15 protein-coding genes are annotated in these 21,158 nt (G+C 36.3%); 10 read left to right on the top strand and 5 right to left on the bottom strand.

All coding sequences use genetic code 11. The annotated features are described in order from the left end of the window. The first annotated feature begins 39 nt into the window (after window positions 1-39). Both DN064_RS11890 and DN064_RS11885 read left to right on the top strand, forming a co-directional pair. Window positions 40-2,448 carry a zinc-dependent metalloprotease gene (locus DN064_RS11890; RefSeq protein ID WP_115462881.1) on the top strand — a complete coding sequence of 803 codons (2,409 nt, stop codon included), beginning with the start codon at window positions 40-42 and terminating at the stop codon, window positions 2,446-2,448. After that, entirely contained in the window at window positions 2,449-3,468 is a 1,020-nt protein-coding gene (locus tag DN064_RS11885) for a threonine aldolase family protein (protein WP_115462880.1), read from the top strand. On the opposite strand, the gene DN064_RS11880 is transcribed toward DN064_RS11885, so the two are convergent. Continuing rightward, complete coding sequence (locus DN064_RS11880) at window positions 3,461-3,784, bottom strand: YbaB/EbfC family nucleoid-associated protein (protein ID WP_115462879.1); 324 nt, start codon at window positions 3,782-3,784, stop codon at window positions 3,461-3,463. The two genes, DN064_RS11885 and DN064_RS11880, sit on opposite strands and share 8 nt — an antisense overlap. Before the next feature lie 77 nt (window positions 3,785-3,861). Between DN064_RS11880 and DN064_RS11875 the strand changes: the two genes are divergently transcribed. The 3 genes from DN064_RS11875 (at window position 3,862) to DN064_RS11865 (ending at window position 8,513) form a co-directional block, all read left to right on the top strand. Next, on the top strand, window positions 3,862-5,919 hold the full coding sequence (locus DN064_RS11875; protein WP_115462878.1) for a S9 family peptidase: 2,058 nt from the start codon (window positions 3,862-3,864) through the stop codon (window positions 5,917-5,919). A 75-nt stretch (window positions 5,920-5,994) separates the two neighbouring features. Beyond that, the gene (locus DN064_RS11870; RefSeq protein WP_115462973.1) at window positions 5,995-7,032 is read left to right on the top strand and encodes a PLP-dependent cysteine synthase family protein; all 1,038 of its coding nucleotides are present in this window, start codon (window positions 5,995-5,997) and stop codon (window positions 7,030-7,032) included. Window positions 7,033-7,253: 221 nt separating this feature from the next. After that, window positions 7,254-8,513: an aminotransferase class I/II-fold pyridoxal phosphate-dependent enzyme gene (locus DN064_RS11865; RefSeq protein WP_115462877.1), complete on the top strand. Its 1,260-nt coding sequence runs from the start codon at window positions 7,254-7,256 to the stop codon at window positions 8,511-8,513. Between the two features lie 57 nt (window positions 8,514-8,570). Here the strand turns inward: DN064_RS11865 and DN064_RS11860 are convergent, their stop codons facing one another. Both DN064_RS11860 and DN064_RS11855 read right to left on the bottom strand, forming a co-directional pair. Then, on the bottom strand, window positions 8,571-9,689 hold the full coding sequence (locus DN064_RS11860) for a GNAT family N-acetyltransferase (protein ID WP_115462876.1): 1,119 nt from the start codon (window positions 9,687-9,689) through the stop codon (window positions 8,571-8,573). A 35-nt stretch (window positions 9,690-9,724) separates the two neighbouring features. Continuing rightward, window positions 9,725-10,657 carry a transporter gene (locus DN064_RS11855; RefSeq protein WP_115462875.1) on the bottom strand — a complete coding sequence of 311 codons (933 nt, stop codon included), beginning with the start codon at window positions 10,655-10,657 and terminating at the stop codon, window positions 9,725-9,727. A 126-nt stretch (window positions 10,658-10,783) separates the two neighbouring features. Here DN064_RS11855 and DN064_RS11850 point away from each other — a divergent pair, with 126 nt between their 5' ends. From DN064_RS11850 to DN064_RS11840, 3 genes are all read left to right on the top strand, one after another. Then, window positions 10,784-11,044 carry a DUF4834 family protein gene (locus DN064_RS11850; RefSeq protein WP_317047372.1) on the top strand — a complete coding sequence of 87 codons (261 nt, stop codon included), beginning with the start codon at window positions 10,784-10,786 and terminating at the stop codon, window positions 11,042-11,044. A 69-nt stretch (window positions 11,045-11,113) separates the two neighbouring features. After that, window positions 11,114-13,558 (top strand): YfhO family protein, encoded by a 2,445-nt coding sequence (locus DN064_RS11845; protein WP_115462873.1) that lies wholly within the window; start codon window positions 11,114-11,116, stop codon window positions 13,556-13,558. A 2-nt stretch (window positions 13,559-13,560) separates the two neighbouring features. Continuing rightward, on the top strand, window positions 13,561-14,850 hold the full coding sequence (locus DN064_RS11840; RefSeq protein WP_115462872.1) for a glycosyltransferase family protein: 1,290 nt from the start codon (window positions 13,561-13,563) through the stop codon (window positions 14,848-14,850). A gap of 71 nt (window positions 14,851-14,921) precedes the next feature. Here DN064_RS11840 and DN064_RS11835 read toward each other — a convergent pair whose 3' ends face one another. Beyond that, on the bottom strand, window positions 14,922-16,073 hold the full coding sequence (locus DN064_RS11835; protein WP_115462871.1) for a hypothetical protein: 1,152 nt from the start codon (window positions 16,071-16,073) through the stop codon (window positions 14,922-14,924). A gap of 148 nt (window positions 16,074-16,221) precedes the next feature. On the opposite strand from DN064_RS11835, the gene DN064_RS11830 reads away from it, so the two are divergent. Continuing rightward, entirely contained in the window at window positions 16,222-17,394 is a 1,173-nt protein-coding gene (locus DN064_RS11830; RefSeq protein WP_198659445.1) for a DUF3667 domain-containing protein, read from the top strand. On the opposite strand, the gene uvrA is transcribed toward DN064_RS11830, so the two are convergent. Then, a complete protein-coding gene (gene uvrA / locus DN064_RS11825; protein ID WP_115462870.1) occupies window positions 17,395-20,184 on the bottom strand; it encodes an excinuclease ABC subunit UvrA in 2,790 nt (929 codons plus the stop codon). A gap of 233 nt (window positions 20,185-20,417) precedes the next feature. On the opposite strand from uvrA, the gene DN064_RS11820 reads away from it, so the two are divergent. Then, window positions 20,418-21,002: an RNA polymerase sigma factor gene (locus DN064_RS11820; RefSeq protein ID WP_115462869.1), complete on the top strand. Its 585-nt coding sequence runs from the start codon at window positions 20,418-20,420 to the stop codon at window positions 21,000-21,002. The last annotated feature ends 156 nt before the right edge of the window (window positions 21,003-21,158 follow it).

Raw genomic sequence — 21,158 nt, 5'->3', positions numbered from 1 at the left:
TTTTGAGATTTTGTGTAGCTTTAGCTTTTTAAAAATGTTATGAAAAAAATTATTCTCTGTTTATGCTTCATTAGCTTTCTGAGTATTGGATTTTCCCAAATAAAGGGTAAGTCAGGATTAAAGACTTTTGAAGGATTCTATACTTTCTATTACGAAGAAGCTACGGATAGAATTTACCTGAAGATAGATCGACTAAATGAGGATTTTCTATACATCAATTCTTTGGCTTCAGGTGTTGGAAGTAACGATATTGGTTTGGATAGGGGTAAACTGGGTCAAAAACGGCTTGTGCGTTTTGAGAGAGCAGGGAATAAGATATTATTAGTGCAACCCAATCTTAGGTATAGAGCTAATACCAACAATGAGTTGGAGCGGAAAAGTATCGAACAGGCATTCGCTAAATCAGTACTCTATGGTTTTAAAATTATAGAGGAGACCAATGGAGAATTCTTTGTGGATTTAACTCCATTTTTACTAGAAGATTCTAACGGTATAGTTCAAGTACTAAAACGACGAAAAGAAGGATCTTTTAAAGTAGATCTTGGTAAGAGCGCTATGGCCTTGGATCGCACCAAGGCGTTTCCAGAAAATGTAGAATTTGAGTCTTTATTAACTTTTAAAGGTCAACCAACAGGCTCTCAATTACGCACTGTTACGCCAACAGCCTCATTAGTTAGTGTAATTCAACATCATTCGTTTATTAAACTTCCTGATGACAATTACCAACCTCGAAAATTTGATACTAGAAGTGGTGCTATTTCTATGTCTTTTAAGGATTATGCAGCTCCCATTCAGGACGATATGACTCAGCGCTACGTCATTAGACATCGCTTAGAAAAAATTGATCCTACAGCCGAAATGAGTTCAGCCAAGGAGCCAATTGTTTATTATTTGGATCCCGGAACTCCTGAGCCAGTTAGATCTGCGCTTCTAGAGGGAGCTTCCTGGTGGAATGAAGCATTTGAAGCAATTGGGTTTAAAAATGCCTTTCAGGTGAAATTACTGCCTGAGGATGCTGACCCGATGGACTGTAGGTATAATGTCATTCAATGGGTTCATAGATCAACACGAGGTTGGAGCTATGGGGCCAGTGTTACTGACCCAAGAACAGGCGAGATAATTAAGGGACATGTTAGTTTAGGAAGTTTAAGAATTCGTCAAGACTTTTTGATTGCCCAAGCATTGATGAAAGACCCATTTTCAGATGGGGATGATAATTACCAACCCATGTTGGAGATGGCTTTGGCAAGGATACGTCAGTTGAGCGCTCATGAAGTAGGCCACACCTTAGGCTTCACTCATAATTTTGCTGCTAGTACCAATAATAGAGCATCGGTAATGGACTATCCGCATCCAACAATCACGGTTAAGAACGGAAAAATTGTCTTTTCTGACGCCTATGATACAGGTATTGGTGAATGGGACAAGGTAACGGTTGAATACAGCTATTCGGATTTTAAAAATGGCGAAAATGAAAGTTTTGAATTAGAATCTATTTTAAAAAAGGCACAAACGGATGGTCTTAGATTTATCTCAGATTACGATGCACGTGCTCAGGGAGGTGCCCATGCCTTTGCTCATTTATGGGATAACGGGACCTCAGCATCATTAGAACTAAAAAATGTACTAGAAGTTAGAAAGATTGCTATGTCTCAATTCTCGGAGGATAACATAACATCGTCTCAACCTTATACTGTATTGGAGGATGTTTTTGTGCCGCTGTATTTCTATCATAGATATCAGGTTGAAGCAGCCGTAAAAGTTATAGGAGGATTGGATTATAGTTATGCTACTAAAGGTGATGGTCAAAATGTGGTAAGTCCTATAGACGTTAAACTCCAGCAACAGACTTTGGACCAGGTATTGAAGTCTTGTTCTGCCGAAAATTTGGCAATTCCAAGGTCTTTGCTAACACTTTTCCCACCAAGGGCATATGGGTATTATAAATCAAGAGAGTCCTTTAAAGGTAAGAATGGAGTAGCTTTTGATCCAGTAAGTGCTGCAAGTACAGCTAGTGATCTTACCTTGAGGTTATTACTTCATCCAGAACGAATGAATAGGGTGGTTCTTCAAAATTCAATCGATAATAAGCAACTTAGTTTGAAAGCTTTATTCGGCCAACTAATAGCCTCAAGTTTTAATCAGATCTATGAGGATTCCTACCTTCAAACTATTAATAGGCAGTATCAAAACAATGTATTGAAGCATTTAATGAATTTGGCAGTTTCTGAAAAAGCGTCCTTCGAGGTGAATGCTCTCGCCTATTCTGCTTTAGAGGATATTGCAAAAAAATGGCTCTCAGAATTGGATGACCCTTATGCCAAGCAGCAACTGCGCCTTATTAATCAATTTAAAGAGGACCCTGAGGATTTCAAGCTAATGTCGTCTCCAAAAATTCCAGATGGGTCTCCTATTGGAATGGATGTCTGTAATTATAACCCTAATTAGATGAAAGTAGACTTACGAAGTGACACGGTGACAAAACCAACTCAAGGAATGCTTGAGACCATGATGTCTGCGCCTGTTGGCGATGATGTGTATAAGGAGGACCCTTCTGTTAATGCACTAGAGAAGCGTCTTACTGAGATGTTTGGTATGGATTCTGCGCTTTTTTTTCCAACCGGAAGTATGGCTAATCAAGCAGCATTGAAACTCCATACAAATCCTGGGGAGCAGGTTATTTGCGATAAATATGCTCATATTTATAATTATGAAGGGGGGGGAGCCTCATTTAATAGTGGAATATCGTGTAAACTAGTCAATGGACAACGTGGAATGTTTACGGCAGAGCAAGCTAAGGAGTGTATTAATCCACCTGATTTTTATCACAGTCCATTAACATCTTTGATCGAAATAGAGAATACGACCAATAAAGGGGGAGGAGCCTGTTGGGATTATCAAGAACTTTTGAAGCTTAGGACTTTGGCAAGCGATCATGGTTTAGGTTTTCATCTGGATGGTGCCAGGCTTTGGAATGCCCTTATTGCAAAAAACGAATCAGCCAAGCTGTATGGTGAAATCTTCGATACTATTTCTGTGTGTCTAAGTAAGGGGCTAGGTTGTCCAATAGGATCTGTACTAATTGGTAAACAAGCTCTTATGGACAAAGCCATGCGTGTGAGGAAAATACTTGGAGGCGGAATGCGTCAGGTAGGTTACTTGGCTGCCGCCGGTTTATACGCTTTGGATCATCATATAGATCGACTGCATGACGATCATATAAAAGCCAAAGAATTAGGTGCTGCACTCGAGAAATCACCAAAGATCAAGTTGGTAGAACCGATTGAAACCAACATAATCATCTTTGAATTAAACAATGATGTGGATGAAGTGACCTATCTTGAAGATCTAAACAAACATCTCATTTCCATAATAGGGATGGGCAGCAACAAACTAAGAATGGTGACACATCTTGATTATTCAGAGGCCATGCATGAGAAGATGCTTAAGTTGTTACCAATTATTTAAACATATCCATTCCTGGAATATTTGGCATGCCTTCTTTAGCAACTGCAGCAAGTTCGGCTTCGTTTATTGCCGTTGCCCGCTCGATGGCCTTATTTATTGTTAGAATGAGATAATCTTCTAACATTTCCTTGTCTTCCAAAAGCGCTTCATTCAGGTCTATAGACTTTATAGTTCGGTTAGCCGTTATTGATATTTTAACTTCACCATTAGAACTAGCTTCATCTATGACTACATGATTCAATCGTTCTTTGGTTTCTTCTACTTTCTTTTGGGCCTCTTTTAATTTATTCATCATGCCCATCATATCTCCAAACATCCTTTTGAGATTAAATTTATATAGTTGCAAAATTAGTAAATTGCGCTTCTTTTCTAATAATTCTGGATAGATAAAAAATGAGTATATCGCAGATGAGACAACCCGTAGCGGAAAAAAAACCTAAATCGCTCAACATCCATAATGACGAACGTATTGATCCCTATTTTTGGATGAATGAGCGCGATAACCCAAAAGTTATTGACCACATTAAGGCAGAAAATGCTTATTGCGATGCTCAAATGGCACACACAAAGAAATTTCAGGAAGATTTGTTTCATGAAATGAAGGCCAGGATTAAGGAAGATGATAATTCTGTTCCTTATAAATATAATGGCTATTGGTATATCACCAGGTTTGAAACAGGCAAAGACTATCCAATTTACACTAGAAAAAAGGAATCATTGGATGCCGTTGAAGAGATCTTGTTTGATTGCAATATAATGGCTAAAGACCATTCCTATTTTAAATTAGTTGGTATAAGTATTAGCCCAGACAATAAAAAAGTAGCCTTTGGTGTAGACACTACAGGTAGAAGGCAATATACCATTCATATAAAGGATCTGACTACCAATGAAGTTCTAATGGATAATATTGAAAATACAACAGGGTCTTCATCCTGGGCAAATGACAATCGCACGTTGTTTTATACCAAAAAGGATCCGGTTACATTGCGGAGTTATCAAATATTGCGTCATTCAATAGGCACTGAATCTGATGTTCTCATTTATGAAGAGCTTGATGATACCTTTGGTGTTGCTGTGTACAAAACCAAGTCCAAGAAATATTTGGTTATTGCCTGTTATAGCACCATGACTAATGAATACCATATTTTGGATGCTGATCATCCGATGGGAAAGTTTGAGATGTTTCAATCGAGAATACGAGGATTAGAATATAGCATATCGCATTATGAGGATCATTTTTACATAATGACAAATAAAGATGGCGCTACCAATTTTAAATTGATGAAAGCTCCCACCGATTCAACAGGAATAGAGAATTGGAACGAAATAATTGCACATAGGAAAGACGTTTTACTCGAAGGTATCGACATATTTAAAGATTATTTAGTTCTATCGGAACGAAGCAATGGCCTTAATTGTCTTAGAATAATTGAATGGGATGGCTCAGAAGATTTTTATTTACCATTTGAAAGTGAAACATATACAGCCTTTACAAGTATCAATGTTGAGTTTAATACAAGCAAACTTAGATTTAATTATAATTCTCTTACGACCCCAGCTTCAATTATAGAATTTGATATGAAAGAGCGGACTCAAGTGATTCTCAAGGAGCAAGAAGTACTCGGGGGATCATTTGACAAGAATAATTACCAATCTGAGCGTTTATGGGCTAATACAGCGGATGGAACCAAGGTGCCAATTTCACTTGTTTACAAAAAGGGTATCGGCTTGGATGGATCTAACCCTTTATTGCAATATGCGTACGGAAGTTATGGTTCTACTGTTGACCCTTATTTTTCATCACTGCGATTAAGTTTATTAGATCGTGGTTTTATTTTCGCTATAGCACATGTAAGGGGTGGAGAATATATGGGGCGCCCATGGTATGAAAATGGAAAATTGCTCAATAAAAAGAATACCTTTTCAGACTTTATAGATTGCTCAAAAACGCTAATAAACAAAGGATACACCTCTGCAAGTCATTTATATGCTATGGGCGGAAGCGCTGGTGGATTACTTATGGGAGTTATTTTAAATGAAGCACCTGAACTTTATAATGGTGTTGTTGCGGCTGTACCATTCGTGGATGTGGTTACAACCATGCTTGATGATTCCATTCCCTTAACTACAGGAGAGTATGATGAATGGGGAAACCCCAATATTGAGGATTTTTATTGGTACATGAAATCGTATTCTCCTTATGATAATGTTGGAGAAAAAACGTATCCCCATATTTTTGTTAGTAGCGGCTTGCATGATTCGCAGGTGCAGTATTGGGAACCAACAAAATGGGTGGCTAAGTTAAGAGAGACCAATCTGTCCGATCATAAGATATTACTACGAACTAACATGGATGCCGGTCATGGTGGGGCTTCAGGTAGATTTGAAGCACTTAAAGAAGATGCTGAAGAATATGCCTTCCTTTTTGATTTAGAAGGAATAACATCCTAGGATTGAAAAAAAATATTAATTTTGCCCCTTGTATCTAAACAATTATAATCCTTATAGTTGTTTGAAATAATTGATATGGATCAAAATAATAATGTTTTTGATAATGTATTACAACTTATAGGTAATACGCCACTCATCAGACTAAATCACATCACTTCGAATTTTAAGGGTCAATATTTTGCAAAAGTTGAAGGGTTCAACCCAGGACATTCAGCAAAGGACCGCATTGCACTTCACATCATTGAAGAAGCTGAGCGGAGAGGTATTTTAAAGCCTGGCGACACAATTATTGAAACCACTTCAGGAAATACTGGATTTAGTATAGCAATGGTAAGTATCCTTAAAGGTTATACTTGTATTTTGGCTGTAAGTTCTAAATCATCGCCAGATAAAATCGACATGTTAAAAGCTATGGGAGCTGAAGTATATGTCTGTCCTGCGCATGTTCCTGCTGATGACCCTAGATCTTATTATGAAGTTGCTAAAAGACTACATACTGAAATTGAAGGTTCGATTTATATCAATCAGTACTTTAATGATTTGAATATTGATGCTCATTATAAAACTACTGGTCCTGAAATATGGTCTCAAACAAATGGTAAGGTGACTCATATAGTGGCTTGTAGTGGAACAGGTGGAACTATTTCTGGAATATCTAGATTCCTTAAGGAGCAGAATCCTGATGTAAAAGTGATTGGAGTAGATGCTTATGGATCTGTTCTTAAAAAGTATCATGAAACTCGAGAGTTTGACGAAAAGGAGATTTATCCATACAGGATTGAAGGATTAGGAAAAAATTTGATTCCTACGGCCACAGATTTTGATAGTATTGATAAGTTTGTAAAGGTCAATGACGAAGATAGTGCTCATTCTGCTAGAGAAATATCGAATAAAGAAGGCATTTTTGTGGGATATACAAGTGGTGCAGCTTTCCAGGCCTTAAAGCAACTAAGTGAGGATAAGGAATTTGGCGAAGAGGATGTTGTTGTTGTAGTATTTCCCGATCATGGATCTCGTTACATGAGTAAAGTATACAGTGATGAATGGATGGAGAAACAAGGATTTTTCGATGCAATCCATGAAAATTCAGAAACTGTAGGATATATAAAGTAAACTAGCTGACTTAAATTGAAACCTGTCATGGCTTCGGCTGTGGCAGGTTTTTTATGTTAAAAAGTCGGTGAATATAATGGTGGAATTAAATTATGTCAAGAACTTAATATATATTAATTTTGCCCAGTTTACAGGGATTTATTTTAACAATTTATTAATATCTATAAAAGGTTGAATGAGATCCAATAGCAAAACTAAATTAATAGCTAGCAACGAAAGGAATGAAGGATTTATTTGATAAGATTTATAGGGATAAAGGACCACTTGGTAAGTGGGCTTCACAAGCCGAAGGATATTTTGTATTTCCAAAGTTAGAAGGTCAGATTTCTAATAGAATGCATTTTCAAGGTAAAGAGGTTATTACTTGGAGTATTAATGACTATTTAGGCCTTGCAAATCATCCTGAAGTAAGGAAAGTTGACGCTGAAGCTGCCCAACAATATGGATCCGCTTATCCAATGGGTGCCAGAATGATGTCTGGACATACCTCTCTTCATGAGCAACTACAAAATGAATTGGCAGCGTTTGTGAATAAGGAAGCAGCTTATTTATTAAATTTTGGCTACCAGGGAATTATGTCTACAATTGATGCTTTAGTAGCTAAGGATGATATCATTGTGTATGATGTTGATTCTCATGCCTGCATTATTGATGGTGTTAGATTGCATATGGGTAAACGATTTACTTACAAGCATAATGATATTGTAAGTTTAGAGAAGAACCTGGAGCGTGCTACAAAAATGGCGGAACAAACCGGTGGCGGTATACTTGTTATTTCTGAAGGTGTTTTTGGAATGAGAGGTGAACAGGGCAAGCTGAAGGAGATAGCTGAATTAAAGAAAAAATATAAGTTCAGATTTTTGGTTGATGATGCCCATGGATTTGGAACCTTAGGTGCAACTGGAGCTGGAGCTGGTGAAGAACAAGGGGTTCAGGATGAAATCGATGTTTACTTTGCCACGTTTGCAAAGTCTTTAGCGAGTACTGGGGCATTTATTGCTGGCGATAAAGAGATCATTGATTATTTAAAATATAACTTACGATCTCAAATGTTTGCAAAATCCTTACAGATGCAATTGGTCATTGGGGCCTTAAAGCGTCTTGATATGCTTAGAAGTATGCCTGAGCTTAAGGCAAAACTTTGGGAAAATGTTGATGCTTTACAGTCTGGACTTAGATCAAGAGGATTTGACCTGGGGACCACTCAAAGTTGTGTTACTCCGGTTTATTTAAAAGGTAGTATACCAGAAGCTATGGCCCTGGTTAAAGACCTTAGAGAAAATCATGGAATCTTCTGCTCAATTGTGGTATATCCAGTGATCCCTAAAGGATTAATACTTTTAAGAATGATTCCTACGGCCACCCATACTCTTAAGGATGTAGAAGAAACTTTAGACGCTTTTGATGCCATAAGAGATAGGCTAGAAAATGGTACTTACCGTAGAATGTCTGCAGCACTGATTGCGGCTATGGGGGAATAGTAAGATTAGAATTTAGTAGATATAAAAAGCCTCTTCGTTTGAAGAGGCTTTATTTGTTTATAGCATTTTCTTATAGGTTTTTCTGCGCTTATAAACCTTGCTATTGAAGTGTTTCCATATTTGAATTGAAGAAAGATTGTCTTCGAGTTCAGGGGTGCGGTAACACCATTCGATACCTTTTTCACGAAAAATGTGGTAATAGTGATTAAAAATTAAAGCGTGTATACCCTTGTTTTGGTATTTAGGGTGAATACCAATCAAATAGAAGATAGCATCTTTACTCTTCTTTCTAGCTCTTAATATTTTTAAAAAACCAAATGGAAAAAGACGTCCTTTTATATCCTGTATGGTCTGAGAGAAGGATGGCATAACCACGGCAAATGCAATTAGCTCGTTTTGCTCATTAACTATGAAATTGATGAACTCAGGATTGACGAATTTTATAAACTTCTTTTTAAAATATTCTTTTTGCAGATCTGTGATCTCAACAAATGATGATAATCGGGCGTAGGACTCATTGAATAAATCAAACATGTCATCAACGTGAGGCATTATATCCTTAGTAGAATTAAACCTCAGGGATTTTACTTTATAGCGTTTACTTATAAGATCCTTTGCCTTTAAAAAAGATTCCGGATTAGTGGACGGGAAATAAAATTTACTTTCCTGGTAAGTTTTTTCTGTTGTAAACCCATAACTTTCATAATGATCTAGGTAATAGGGTTCATTATACCAGGTCATCATAGAAGCTCTGGAATCAAATCCCTCAAATAAAACACCCACCTTATCCATATTGGAAAAACCGACCGGTCCTTCTGCAAATTCAAGATTATTTTCTTTGGCGATTTCAAAAACTTTATCAAATAGGGCCTTACTAACAGCTTTATCATCAATAAAATCCATCCAACCAAAACGCATTTTTTTAACGCCTTGATTATTAACTTCCAGCCAATTAATTATGGCAGCGACTCTTCCAACTACCTCACCATCCTTATACGCTAGAAATAGTTGAGCTTCCGCGTCATGAAATACGGGGTTAACGTCTTCATTAAAAGTTTCTAATTCCTGAGATATGATGGGAGGTACCCAATATGGATGATTGTCATAAATTTTGAATGGGAACTTTATAAAGGTAAGTTTATCTTTTTTGGATATTACTTTTTTTACCTCGATCATAGAGTGACTGATTGGTATTTAGTTAGGCTACAAAGTTAGTTGGAATTTTCTTTTTCCTCCTCAAGAGCTTCGCGTGTTGCTTTTTCAATGGCCTTACTGTCATCATGAAAATCAAATCGGTAAGACGCACCAAGACTAAAATTAAAGACTGATGGTGTGTCCTTAGCGTTAAAGGTAATGTTGGTATCTAACTGAAAATTTTTGTTCCAAAGATAAGCCCCACCCAGCCTGAATAAATTATCAGCATAAAAGTCACTGTTGATACCTTGTATCTCACCAAACACAACCCATTGTTGATTAATAGCCTTTGTTAATGTTAAGATATATTGGAATTCAGGGTCATCACTTCCAATTCGATCATAACTAAAATTCATAACATAAACCCATCCATTGAAGAAATTATGCTGCGTCGCAAGCCTTACTTTAGGACTAAAACCTTCAACTAGGGGAGGTGTGTACGGACTGTCTGGAGCGTCATAATTGGCACCTGCATAAATTGAAACAGCAGGAATTAACCAACTCCATTGAAATCTATTATTGGCATGATAACTCTTAAGATTTGGCTTCTCATCTTCAAGGGACTTATAAGGGTCATATATCAGATAGTTAGCTCCAATAGCAAAATATCTAAAGTTAGCACGATTTCCTTCTTGAGGAATACTGGTGCTATTAATTGTTTTTCTGTCATTCTGATAATCTAAATCCACGTTAATTTCTAATTGTTCCCAGAATAAACCAAAACGAGCTGCGAAATTGACAGCAAATCCAGATACATCTTCCTGAAGTAATGAATGCTTTTCTGTTACAGAACGGCCACCAAGTTCAAATTGAAGAACATTGGTTCCTACAGAATAGGCACTTTTGGAGGCGCCGGGTCTGTTGGAGTTAATGACATCCGTGTATTGAGCATGAGATGAAAATGATAAAAAAGCACATAAAAGCAGGTTTAGAATAACAGGGAGTCGCATGTAGTTTAGTTTGGATGCAAAAATATGCAATTAATCAATTTTTTAAGAATATTAAGAAAGAATGCCCTACTATAGTCGTACTTTTATCCCAACATTACTGAATTAATGACTTATTTTGCATCAATTGTGGGTTTATTAAAAACGTTATTAATAATAATTCTGGTTTATCTAGGTGTTAAATCCCTAGCTAGATTATTTGCGCCATTTTTATTGCGCTTTGTTGCTAAAAAGGCAGAACAGCGCTTTGGGGGCAATTTTCAGACTAATGATTATTCTCAAAAAAGCAGTGTAAAAGAGGGCGAAACTGTTATCGATAAAATGCCTAATCCTCAAAAAAAATCAAATGATACCGTTGGGGAGTATATTGAGTATGAAGAGGTGGATTAGAATTATTTGATCTTACCCCATCAGTATTTAAAAATTAAGTACTTTTCTTGCGAATTCCATCTAATCTAAATGACTGATAAAATAAAACAACTATTGCCACATCTGATTGTGATAATAGGGTTCGTGGTAATCTCTCTTGCTTACTTTAATCCAGTTTTGCAGGGAAAAAAGATCTTCCAAAGTGATATCATGCATTATATTGGCATGGCACAACAACAAAAAGAATTCGCCAAAGCTACCGGTGAAGAAACTTATTGGACCAACAGTGCCTTTGGCGGAATGCCTACATATCAGCTGGGTGCCAAATATCCTCATAACTACATTAAGAAAATTGATCTGACCTTAAGATTCTTGCCGAGACCCGCAGATTACCTTTTTCTTTATTTAATTGGATTTTACATACTGTTGTTATCCTTAAAAGTTGATTTTAAGATTTCGGCAATTGGTGCTCTAGCTTTTGGATTTTCAACTTACTTGATAATAATTCTTGGAGTAGGGCACAATGCCAAAGCACATGCCATAGCCTACATGCCACTGGTATTATCTGGAATTGTTTTGACTTTTAGAAAGCAATATGTCTTAGGTTTTATCCTTACGACCATTGCTCTTGGGTTAGAGTTAGTTGCCAACCATTTTCAGATGACCTATTATCTATTGCTTTTGGTTATAGTTCTGGGCATAGCTTATCTGGTTGATGCTTATAAAAAGAAAGAACTTCCTGTTTTTTTTAAATCATTAGGTATTCTTGTTGTCGCAGCAATACTAGCAGTTGGCTTAAACGCTACTAATATAATGGCTACTCAAGAATATGTTAAAGTCAGCACAAGAGGTAAAAGTGAGCTAACAATTAATGCCGACGGTTCTCCTAAGATGGTATCGTCGGGTTTGGATAAAGACTATATTACAGAATACAGTTATGGGGTTCTTGAATCCTTTAATCTATTCATTCCAAATTTTATGGGAGGCGGGAGTTATGAAGATGTGGGTAAAGATTCAGAAACCTACAAAGCCTTTATTGCCCTTGGTGCTTCACCCATAGATGCTTTAGATCAGGCGAGATCGGCACCAATGTATTGGGGAGATCAGCCCATTGTAGAAGCTCCAGCCTATATTGGTGCTATCATTATATTTCTTTTTATCATAGGACTAATCCTGGTTAGAGGAAAGGTTAAATGGTGGTTATTGGCTGGTTTAATATTTAGTCTGCTTTTATCTTTTGGTAAGAATTTTAGCTTACTCACTGATCTATTTATTGATTATGTGCCCTTATATAACAAGTTTAGGGCCGTTAGTTCCATTCAAGTTATTCTTGAATTGTGTGCCCCAGCACTTGGTATATTAGGGTTAATGCAATTTTTCTCTTCTAAAACTTCTATAGAAGAACGACAGAAAGCCTTGAAGTACGCCTTGGGAATTACTGGCGGATTAGCTCTAATTTTCTTAGTGCTCAAATCTTCATTATTTGACTTTGCCTCACTTAGAGATGCACAGTATAGACAATATTACGGACAGTCTTTTGTTGATGCCTTGATTGAGGATCGAAAGACTTTTTTTACTTCAGATACAATTAGGACGTTAGCCTTAGTCCTCATTGTAAGTGGCTTATTATATGCTTTTATAAAAGACAAGCTATCAAAAACAATAACTATTTTTTGTGTTGGGGTACTTATTTTAATAGATCTAACACTCGTTGATTGGCGTTACGTAAACAATGATAGTTTCGTGTCAGCTATAAAAGTTGATAAACCTTATTCTTCCAATATAGCTGATAAAGAGATATTAAATGATAAGGGCCATTTTAGAGTTTTTGATTTGAGTAATGAGGGTAGAAGAGCACCAGCTAGGGCTGCTTATTTTCATAATTCTCTTACGGGTTATCATGCTGCTAAAATTGGAAGGGTAGATGAGCTTCTGGACTTTTATGTATACAAAAACAATATAAATGTCCTTAATATGCTTAATACTAAATATATTATCGCCGAGGACGAAACTGGCTCGCTATTATCATATGAAAATGAAGAAGCCAATGGAAATGCCTGGTTTGTAAAATCAGTTACTACTGTTGAATCGGCTAATGATGAACTATTACAATTAGACAGTTTGGATAATAAAAATGTTGCACTGATTAGATCTAATCTATTTGAGGCAGCTAATTTAAAGTCCAACTATGTACAGACGGATTCACTAACTCAAATTAGACTTCAAAGTCATCAGCCCAATTATCTAATTTATGGTTCAAGTTCAGATAATGATGGTTACGCTGTTTTTTCAGAGATCTATTACACGGATGGATGGCAGGCCTACCTGGATGGAAATCCAGTTGATCATCAACAAGTAAATTATGTGTTGAGAGGATTGGAAATCCCAGCTGGATCTCATAAAATAGAGTTTAGGTTTGAACCTAAGGTTGTGCAGACTGGTAGTACCATAGCATTAGGGAGTTCTATTACAGTTGTCCTTCTTCTGGCATTTGGTTTGTTTTGGCAGTATAAAAAACCAGACGAAAAAGTTTAAGCATGTCTCAAAAGCATGTACTTATTATTACCTACTATTGGCCTCCAGCAGGTGGGCCAGGTGTCCAGCGTTGGTTGAAATTCTGTAAGTATCTACCTGAGAATGGCATTACGCCAATTGTTTATTGCCCTGAAAATCCAACATACCCCATTGAAGACAAATCACTAGTCGACGAAATTCCAGAAGGAATTGAGGTCGTTAAATCGCCTATTTCTGAGCCATACAAATGGTCAGGAATGCTCTCTAAGAAATCAACAAAAGCAATAAGTTCTGGTATTATATCAGATACAAAAAGCCAATCACTCACAGAACGCCTCATGTTATTTGTTAGAGGTAATTTTTTTATTCCAGACGCCCGTAAAAACTGGGTAAAACCCTCTGTAAAGATATTGTCTACATTAATAAAAGATCGTTCTATAAATACAGTGATAACCACTGGGCCTCCTCATAGCCTTCATCTAATTGGATTAGAATTAAAAGAAACTTTGAAAATCAATTGGCTTGCAGATTTTAGAGACCCTTGGACCAGTATAGGTTATCACAAGTCATTGAAATTGTTATCCAGATCTAGGGTTAAACACAAAGCTCTTGAGAAAAAAGTCTTGAACACTGCAGATGGCATAATAGTAACAAGCAATAACACTAGATCGGAGTTTGCAGCATTGACCAATATACCCCTTGAAGTAATCACCAATGGATATGATGCTCATGACATACCTAAGCAAGAATTAGATAACAAATTCACCATTTCTCACATTGGATCCTTATTATCAAATAGAAACCCCAAGATTCTTTGGGAAGCACTCTCAGAAATGGTATTGGAAAACGCGGAGTTTGAATCTGATTTACAAATTAACCTGGTCGGTGTTATAAGCGAAGATGTGATTGCAGCTTTGGGAGGTTATGGGTTGTCTAATAGTTTAAATGTAATAGGGTATGTATCGCATAAAGAAGCAATTAAGTGTCAGCTAAGATCTCAATTATTGTTGCTAATTGAAATTGATTCTGAAGAAACAAAAGCCATTATTCCAGGAAAACTCTTTGAATATCTTCAATCGGATCGGCCTATTTTAGCCTTAGGACCAGAAGGATCTGATGTTGAGCGCATTCTATTTGAAACTAATGCGGGTAAGTATTTTTATTACAAGCAGAAGGAGGGTCTAAAAAATCACCTTAAAGAATGCTACTTGAAATATAAGGATCATAATCTAATCAATCACCCCATTGGTCTTAAACAGTTTTCAAGACGTGAGTTGACCAAGAAGCTAGCTTCGGTTATACAATCCTATTAATAAAAGAAAGTCCCCCAAGGTGCTTTGAGGCACACACTTGAAGGACTCTCGCAACCAACCAAAAAAATCAATCAATTAGGGCTTCTTGAACTTCTTCTTTCAGAGGTTTTCGTTTTAGTTAGACCTCTCGATTTATTGGATGACCTGCTCTTGCTTTTTGTTTTAATTGATTTAGATCTGGAATCATATCTTTTTGGTGTAACGGATACTCGGGAATTCTTTGTTCTAGAATTAGATCTGTTATCAACCTTTGATATTGACTTTTTACTTCTAAGATCAGATCCTTTTCTTCCATTAGCCCTGTTTGATTTATTTGTTTTATAATTTGTACTAACTCTATTATCTCTAAGCGTACGGTTCCGCTCTTTATTTGATCGTAGATTTCTATTATTAGAACTGGCATTTGGGTTTCTATCTGTCGTTTGCACATAAGACCTTGTTCTTTCTGACTGCGCAACTCTTGATGACGAACTTCTAGAACTATAGCGCCTGTTATAGTTTTCAGCAACTTGTCTGTCTCTTGAATTTCGAGCCTCCTGTCTGTAGCGATTGGTATAACCCTTACGAATATGACCGTTTCTAGCATAAGCTCTTCGGCTAGCTACAACAGAATATCTATAATTGTTCACATATGGTCTGTAGTATACATGCCTTATGGGATTATAGAATGCTCTGTAAGGTCTTGCGTAGACCACACAGTAATTCACCGCAGGTATTGCATAATAACGGTGCCATGGCCTGTAAACATAGAACCTGTTATATGGGTTAATGTAACCAGAGAAGTTAACAATAACATTATTGTTAAAGACTACATTTAAGCCTCCAACGCCAACTAAGTGACCAAATCTATTATATTGAATTCCAATGGTACCTATTTGTATTACTCTACCAAAATCATCATAATACACCGGGGTGTTTTCAATTTGAATTGCGGCACCAAAAGCATCATACTGTATATAAGGATTGTAATTAAATCCAGCATTAAAACTGAAGTTATTCACCGACAATCCCAATGTAACATTGGTACCATATCCAGGAAATGAAAAATCAAACTGACCATCAGGAAAAACTGCAAATTCGATTTGATTCTCTACAAATACAATTGAATTATTATAGAATAAAGAACCATAATTTACATACTCTTCAGATTTTAATTCTGAAGCAAACATTGATTGATTGGTTAGAAGAAATACTGCTAATACGGATAAAATAATTGCCTTCATAACTTTCAGATTTAAGGTTCAAAAGGTAGAAATCAAACAGCATGCCAAAAATATAACTTATTGATTTCCAGCATCTATTTAAAACAGTATCGATGTATGTGCTATTTATGATTATTTTGTAGATTAGAGTAGTTATTATCTGATGTCAATGAATGATAAGCCTGTTCCGATAGAATACGACGAAAGTAAAATGGTTTCTTGCCAGAACTGCGATGAAATTTATGAAGAGGGGGCAAAATTTTGTCCACATTGTGGACAAAAAACTAGTGATGATCTTACCATAGGTGTTTTGTTTTATAACACTATTAGTAATTATTTTTCATTTGATGCACGGTTTTTAAAGAGTTTTCTGCCCTTAATGTTCAGACCAGGTTATCTAGCTTCTAAATTTATACAAGGTAAGCGACTGATGTATTTGCACCCGGCTCAAATGTATTTGTTTGTTTCTGTTATATTCTTCTTCATCATTTCCTTCAGTACTAGGGATTTGGTCTCTAAGGCAGATGAGATTAATCAAAAGGTAGCAGAATCTGAAATAATTGATGACCTGTCTGCCGAAGCACAACAAGCAGTGGATTCTGTAGCTAAAGCAGAAGTACTCAAGCAAATGGAAACAAACCCAGCTTTATTTGGGCTAGATGATGAACAAAAAGCTCAAGTCGATTCCATAGTAAAATCAAATGTGAAGTTAAAGAATGTCGATTTAGGAAAGATAGAAATGGATGAGACGATGTCTGATTCTATTGGTGTTCCAAATGTTAACGTTAGTGGTGTGTCTTGGGATTTTAATAGAAAAATGGTCGACTCATTAATTGATATTGGTGCTGAAGACAAGGAAATATATAAGGCTATGGGCTTATCTGAAGATGATGGCTTTCTAAAGCGTCGACTATTTAAAAATATGCTTTCTCTTTATAAGGGAAAAGGGGCGGGATCAATTGTCCAGGCATTTTTTGATAGTATCCCTTTGGCCATGTTTTTCTTGTTGCCAATTTTCGCATTAATTCTCAAGATCTTTTACTTCAACAAAGGAAAATATGCACATCATTTGGTATTTAGCTTTTATTACTTCTCGTTTCTATTTACAGTTTTTGCTATAGTTTTTGCTGTCAATAGATTTGTATACGAAGTACCAGACTGGATCGACTGGTTAGTGGCATTATCTACATTCCTTTATTTCTTAATCGCTCTGATTACTTTTTATAAGCAGAATTGGTTTCTATCTCTAATAAAAAGTGGCATAATATCATTTGTTTTTTTACTACTGGTTATACCAATGGCATTAGTTGTATTGATAGGATTTTCATTTTTGTTTTACTAGTTAGACATTAAGCTTATCCCTAAGGTATTCGCCAGTAATTGATTCTGTTTGTTTAATAATATCCTCAGGAGTCCCAAATGCTGCCATATGACCACCATGTTTTCCGCCACCTGGACCAAGATCAATTATGTGATCGGCACATTTAATCAGATCAATATTGTGTTCAATAATAATAATAGAATGTCCTTTTGAAATCAGGGCATTAAAAGAGGTCAATAATTTTTGGATATCGTCAAAATGAAGTCCTGTTGTGGGTTCATCAAAAATAAAGAGGGTATTAGGTGCATTTTGCCCTTTACCTAAGAATGATGCGAGCTTTATGCGCTGAGCTTCTCCGCCAGAAAGAGTAGAAGAGGATTGCCCTAAAGTTACATACCCTAAGCCAACATCTTGAAGTGGTTGAAGTTTGTTTTTTATTTTAAAAGAATCATTCTCATCAAAAAAAGTGATAGCATCATCAATAGTAAGTTCCAATATATCAGATATAGATTTTTCGCCAAATTTGACTTCAAGAACTTCTTTCTTAAAACGTTTGCCATTACAAGTCTCACAGGTTAGATGAACATCTGCCATAAACTGCATCTCAATGGTGACAACTCCTTCGCCTTTGCAGGTTTCACAGCGGCCGCCATCAACATTGAAACTGAAATGTTTAGGTTGATATTTTCTTATTTTACTTAATTTCTGACTTGCAAAAAGTGAACGGATGTCATCATAAGCTTTGATATAGGTGACTGGGTTTGACCTTGAAGATCTTCCAATAGGGTTTTGATCAATAAACTCAACTTGTTCAATGCAACTGAAATTACCTTCTAAACTAGTAAACTCGCCAATTCTATCACTAAATCCAGTAAATTCTTTCTGTAAGGCAGGATACAGTATGTTTTTTACCAATGTGGATTTACCACTTCCTGAGACTCCGGTAATAACGGTAAGCGATTCAAGTGGAAAACTAACATCAATGTTCTTTAAATTATGCTCCCTTGCTCCTTTAATAGTAACCTGATATTTAGAGTTGCGTCGTTTGGTTGGAACTTTAATAGCCAGGTTGCCATTTAAATAATTAGCTGTTAATGTATTTGATTCTAAAATGTCTTTAAAGTTTCCAGTAGCTACAACCTCACCACCAAAAGTTCCAGCTTTAGGACCAATATCAATGATGGTGTCTGCAGCTCTCATGATATCCTCATCATGTTCTACAACAATTACTGTATTACCTAGATTTCGTAACGACTGAAGTACCGAAATTAGACGTTCAGTGTCCTTTGGGTGCAGACCAATACTAGGCTCGTCAAGGATATACATAGAACCTACCAGACTGCTGCCAAGTGATGTTGCTAGATTAATTCGCTGGCTCTCTCCACCTGAAAGGGTGTTAGATTTACGATTGAGTGTTAAATAATCTAACCCCACATTTGAAAGAAATTCTAATCGGGAGTTAATCTCTACTAATAGTCGTTTGGCAATGGATTTCTGGTATTGGTTTAATTCCAGGTTTTTAAAAAAGTCTCCAAGTTCATCAAGTGGTAAATCTACTAAATCTGTAATGGCTGCCCCGTTAATCTTAACATACTCAGCTTCCTTTCGTAAACGTTTACCATGACAGGTCGAACATTTTGTTTTACCTCTATATCGGGACAACATGACTCGATTCTGAATTTTATATGCCTTAGCCTCTAATTCCTCAAAAAAACTATTTAATCCCTCAAAATATTCGTTTCCAGTCCAAATGAGATCTTTTTGTTCCTGTGTTAGCTCGAAGAATGGTTTATGAATGGGAAAATTGAATTTATGACTATTATTAACCAGTTGATCACGATACCAACTCATACTTTCACCACGCCAAGGGAAAATGGCATTTTCAAAAACAGATAGAGCGGTGTTTGGGATAACCAAATCTTCGTCAATGCCAATGACATCACCGTAACCTTCACATTTAGGGCAAGCTCCATAGGGATTGTTAAAGCTGAACAAGTGAACATTTGGTTCGAGAAATAGCATTCCATCTTCTTCAAATTTATTGTTGAAAACGGCCCGTTCTTTAGTTTCTAAACTTTCTATAATACATTCACCACGCCCTTCAAAAAAAGCTGTTTCAATGGCATCCGCTAATCTATTTTTAAAATCTTCATTGTTGGAGTAGACAATTCTGTCAACGACCAGAAAAACAGTATCCTGAACTGCTGATTCCAGTGCTTGTTCAATTCGCATTACTTCAGGTCCAATTTTAACTCTAGAATATCCCTGCTGCAGAAGCGCTTTAAGCTTATCTTCTATAGCTCTTCCTTCTTCCAATACTATTTTTGAAAGCAGCAGATGTTTACTGCGTTCCTCAAACACAGATATGTAATCTAAAACATCAGTTACGCTGTGTTTTTTAACCAGTTTCCCTGAAATAGGTGAGAAGGTTTCACCAATTCTGGCAAATAGTAATTTTAGATAATCATAAATCTCAGTGGTAGTCCCAACTGTTGAACGTGGATTGGTAGAATTAACTTTTTGCTCGATTGCTATGGCTGGTGCAATGCCTTTAATGTAATCAACTTGTGGCTTATTGAGTCTTCCTAAGAATTGTCTTGCATAACTAGATAAACTCTCAACATAACGCCTTTGACCTTCAGCGTACAAGGTGTCAAATGCCAAACTGGACTTGCCAGAACCTGATAAACCTGTAATAACAACCAACTCATTTCTAGGAATGACTACATCGATATTTTTAAGGTTATGAAGCCTTGCCCCCTTAATTAATATATGGCTTTTTGGGTCTATTGATTTTAGTGTTTGACTCATGTGATTTATCGCAGAATTTTGCAAAGATACAAGAAGAATTTCTGCTGTGAAACCAAGATTAACTGTAGATTTAAATGTTAAAATTTAGAGTCGTTTCTTGCAATTTCAATTTGTTTGTTGTTATATTTGGAATACAAACCACGGAAAAACAACCGCATATAGGATAATATTACTTTAAGAAAAACGTAACCCCAAGTCTAGAATTCTTAGTTCTGGACCTTAAAGTAAATATTATGAACAACAACTTGATCAATGATGCGGTGCTTGTTAAAAATTACATTGACGGACACGAGCATGCTTTAGCCACCTTAATTCAAAGGCACAAACAAAAGATTTATGCTTTTATTTATTCCAAAGTATATGATAGGGATATTACCGAAGACATATTTCAGGACACGTTTGTTAAGGTAATTAGAACACTTAAGCTTGGACGATACAATGAAGAGGGTAAGTTTTTGCCATGGGTGATGCGCATTGCCCATAACTTAGTAATCGATCATTTTAGAAAGAATAATAGAATGCCAAAATTTGATAATGCCGGTGATTTCAATATTTTCTCCGTCTTAGGTGACGGCAATCTAAATGCAGAAAAACGAATGATAAAAAGTCAGGTAGAAGAAGATGTAAAGCGGCTTATTGAGGAGTTACCGGAAGATCAGAAACAAGTATTGTTAATGCGTATGTATCAGGATATGAGCTTTAAAGAAATATCCGAACGTACAGGTGTGAGCATTAATACAGCTCTTGGCCGTATGCGTTACGCACTAATTAATCTTAGAAAAATTATTGAACAGAATAATATAATTTTGACCAACTGATGCAATAAGGTTTAGGAATTGCCGTTATACCTATGTAAATCAAACATAAAATATGGCAAAACTTTACTCTAATTGTACCCCGAAATCACAGAACCTACAACCAAAAGATGAGACAATTAAGCATCTTCTGGATTATTCAAAGGCTTTAAGTGTTAT

It is taken from the genome of Winogradskyella aurantiaca, assembly GCF_003362725.1.
GTDB classification, from domain to species: Bacteria; Bacteroidota; Bacteroidia; order Flavobacteriales; family Flavobacteriaceae; genus Winogradskyella_A; species Winogradskyella_A aurantiaca.
This window is presented reverse-complemented; position numbering and strand designations above follow the sequence as displayed.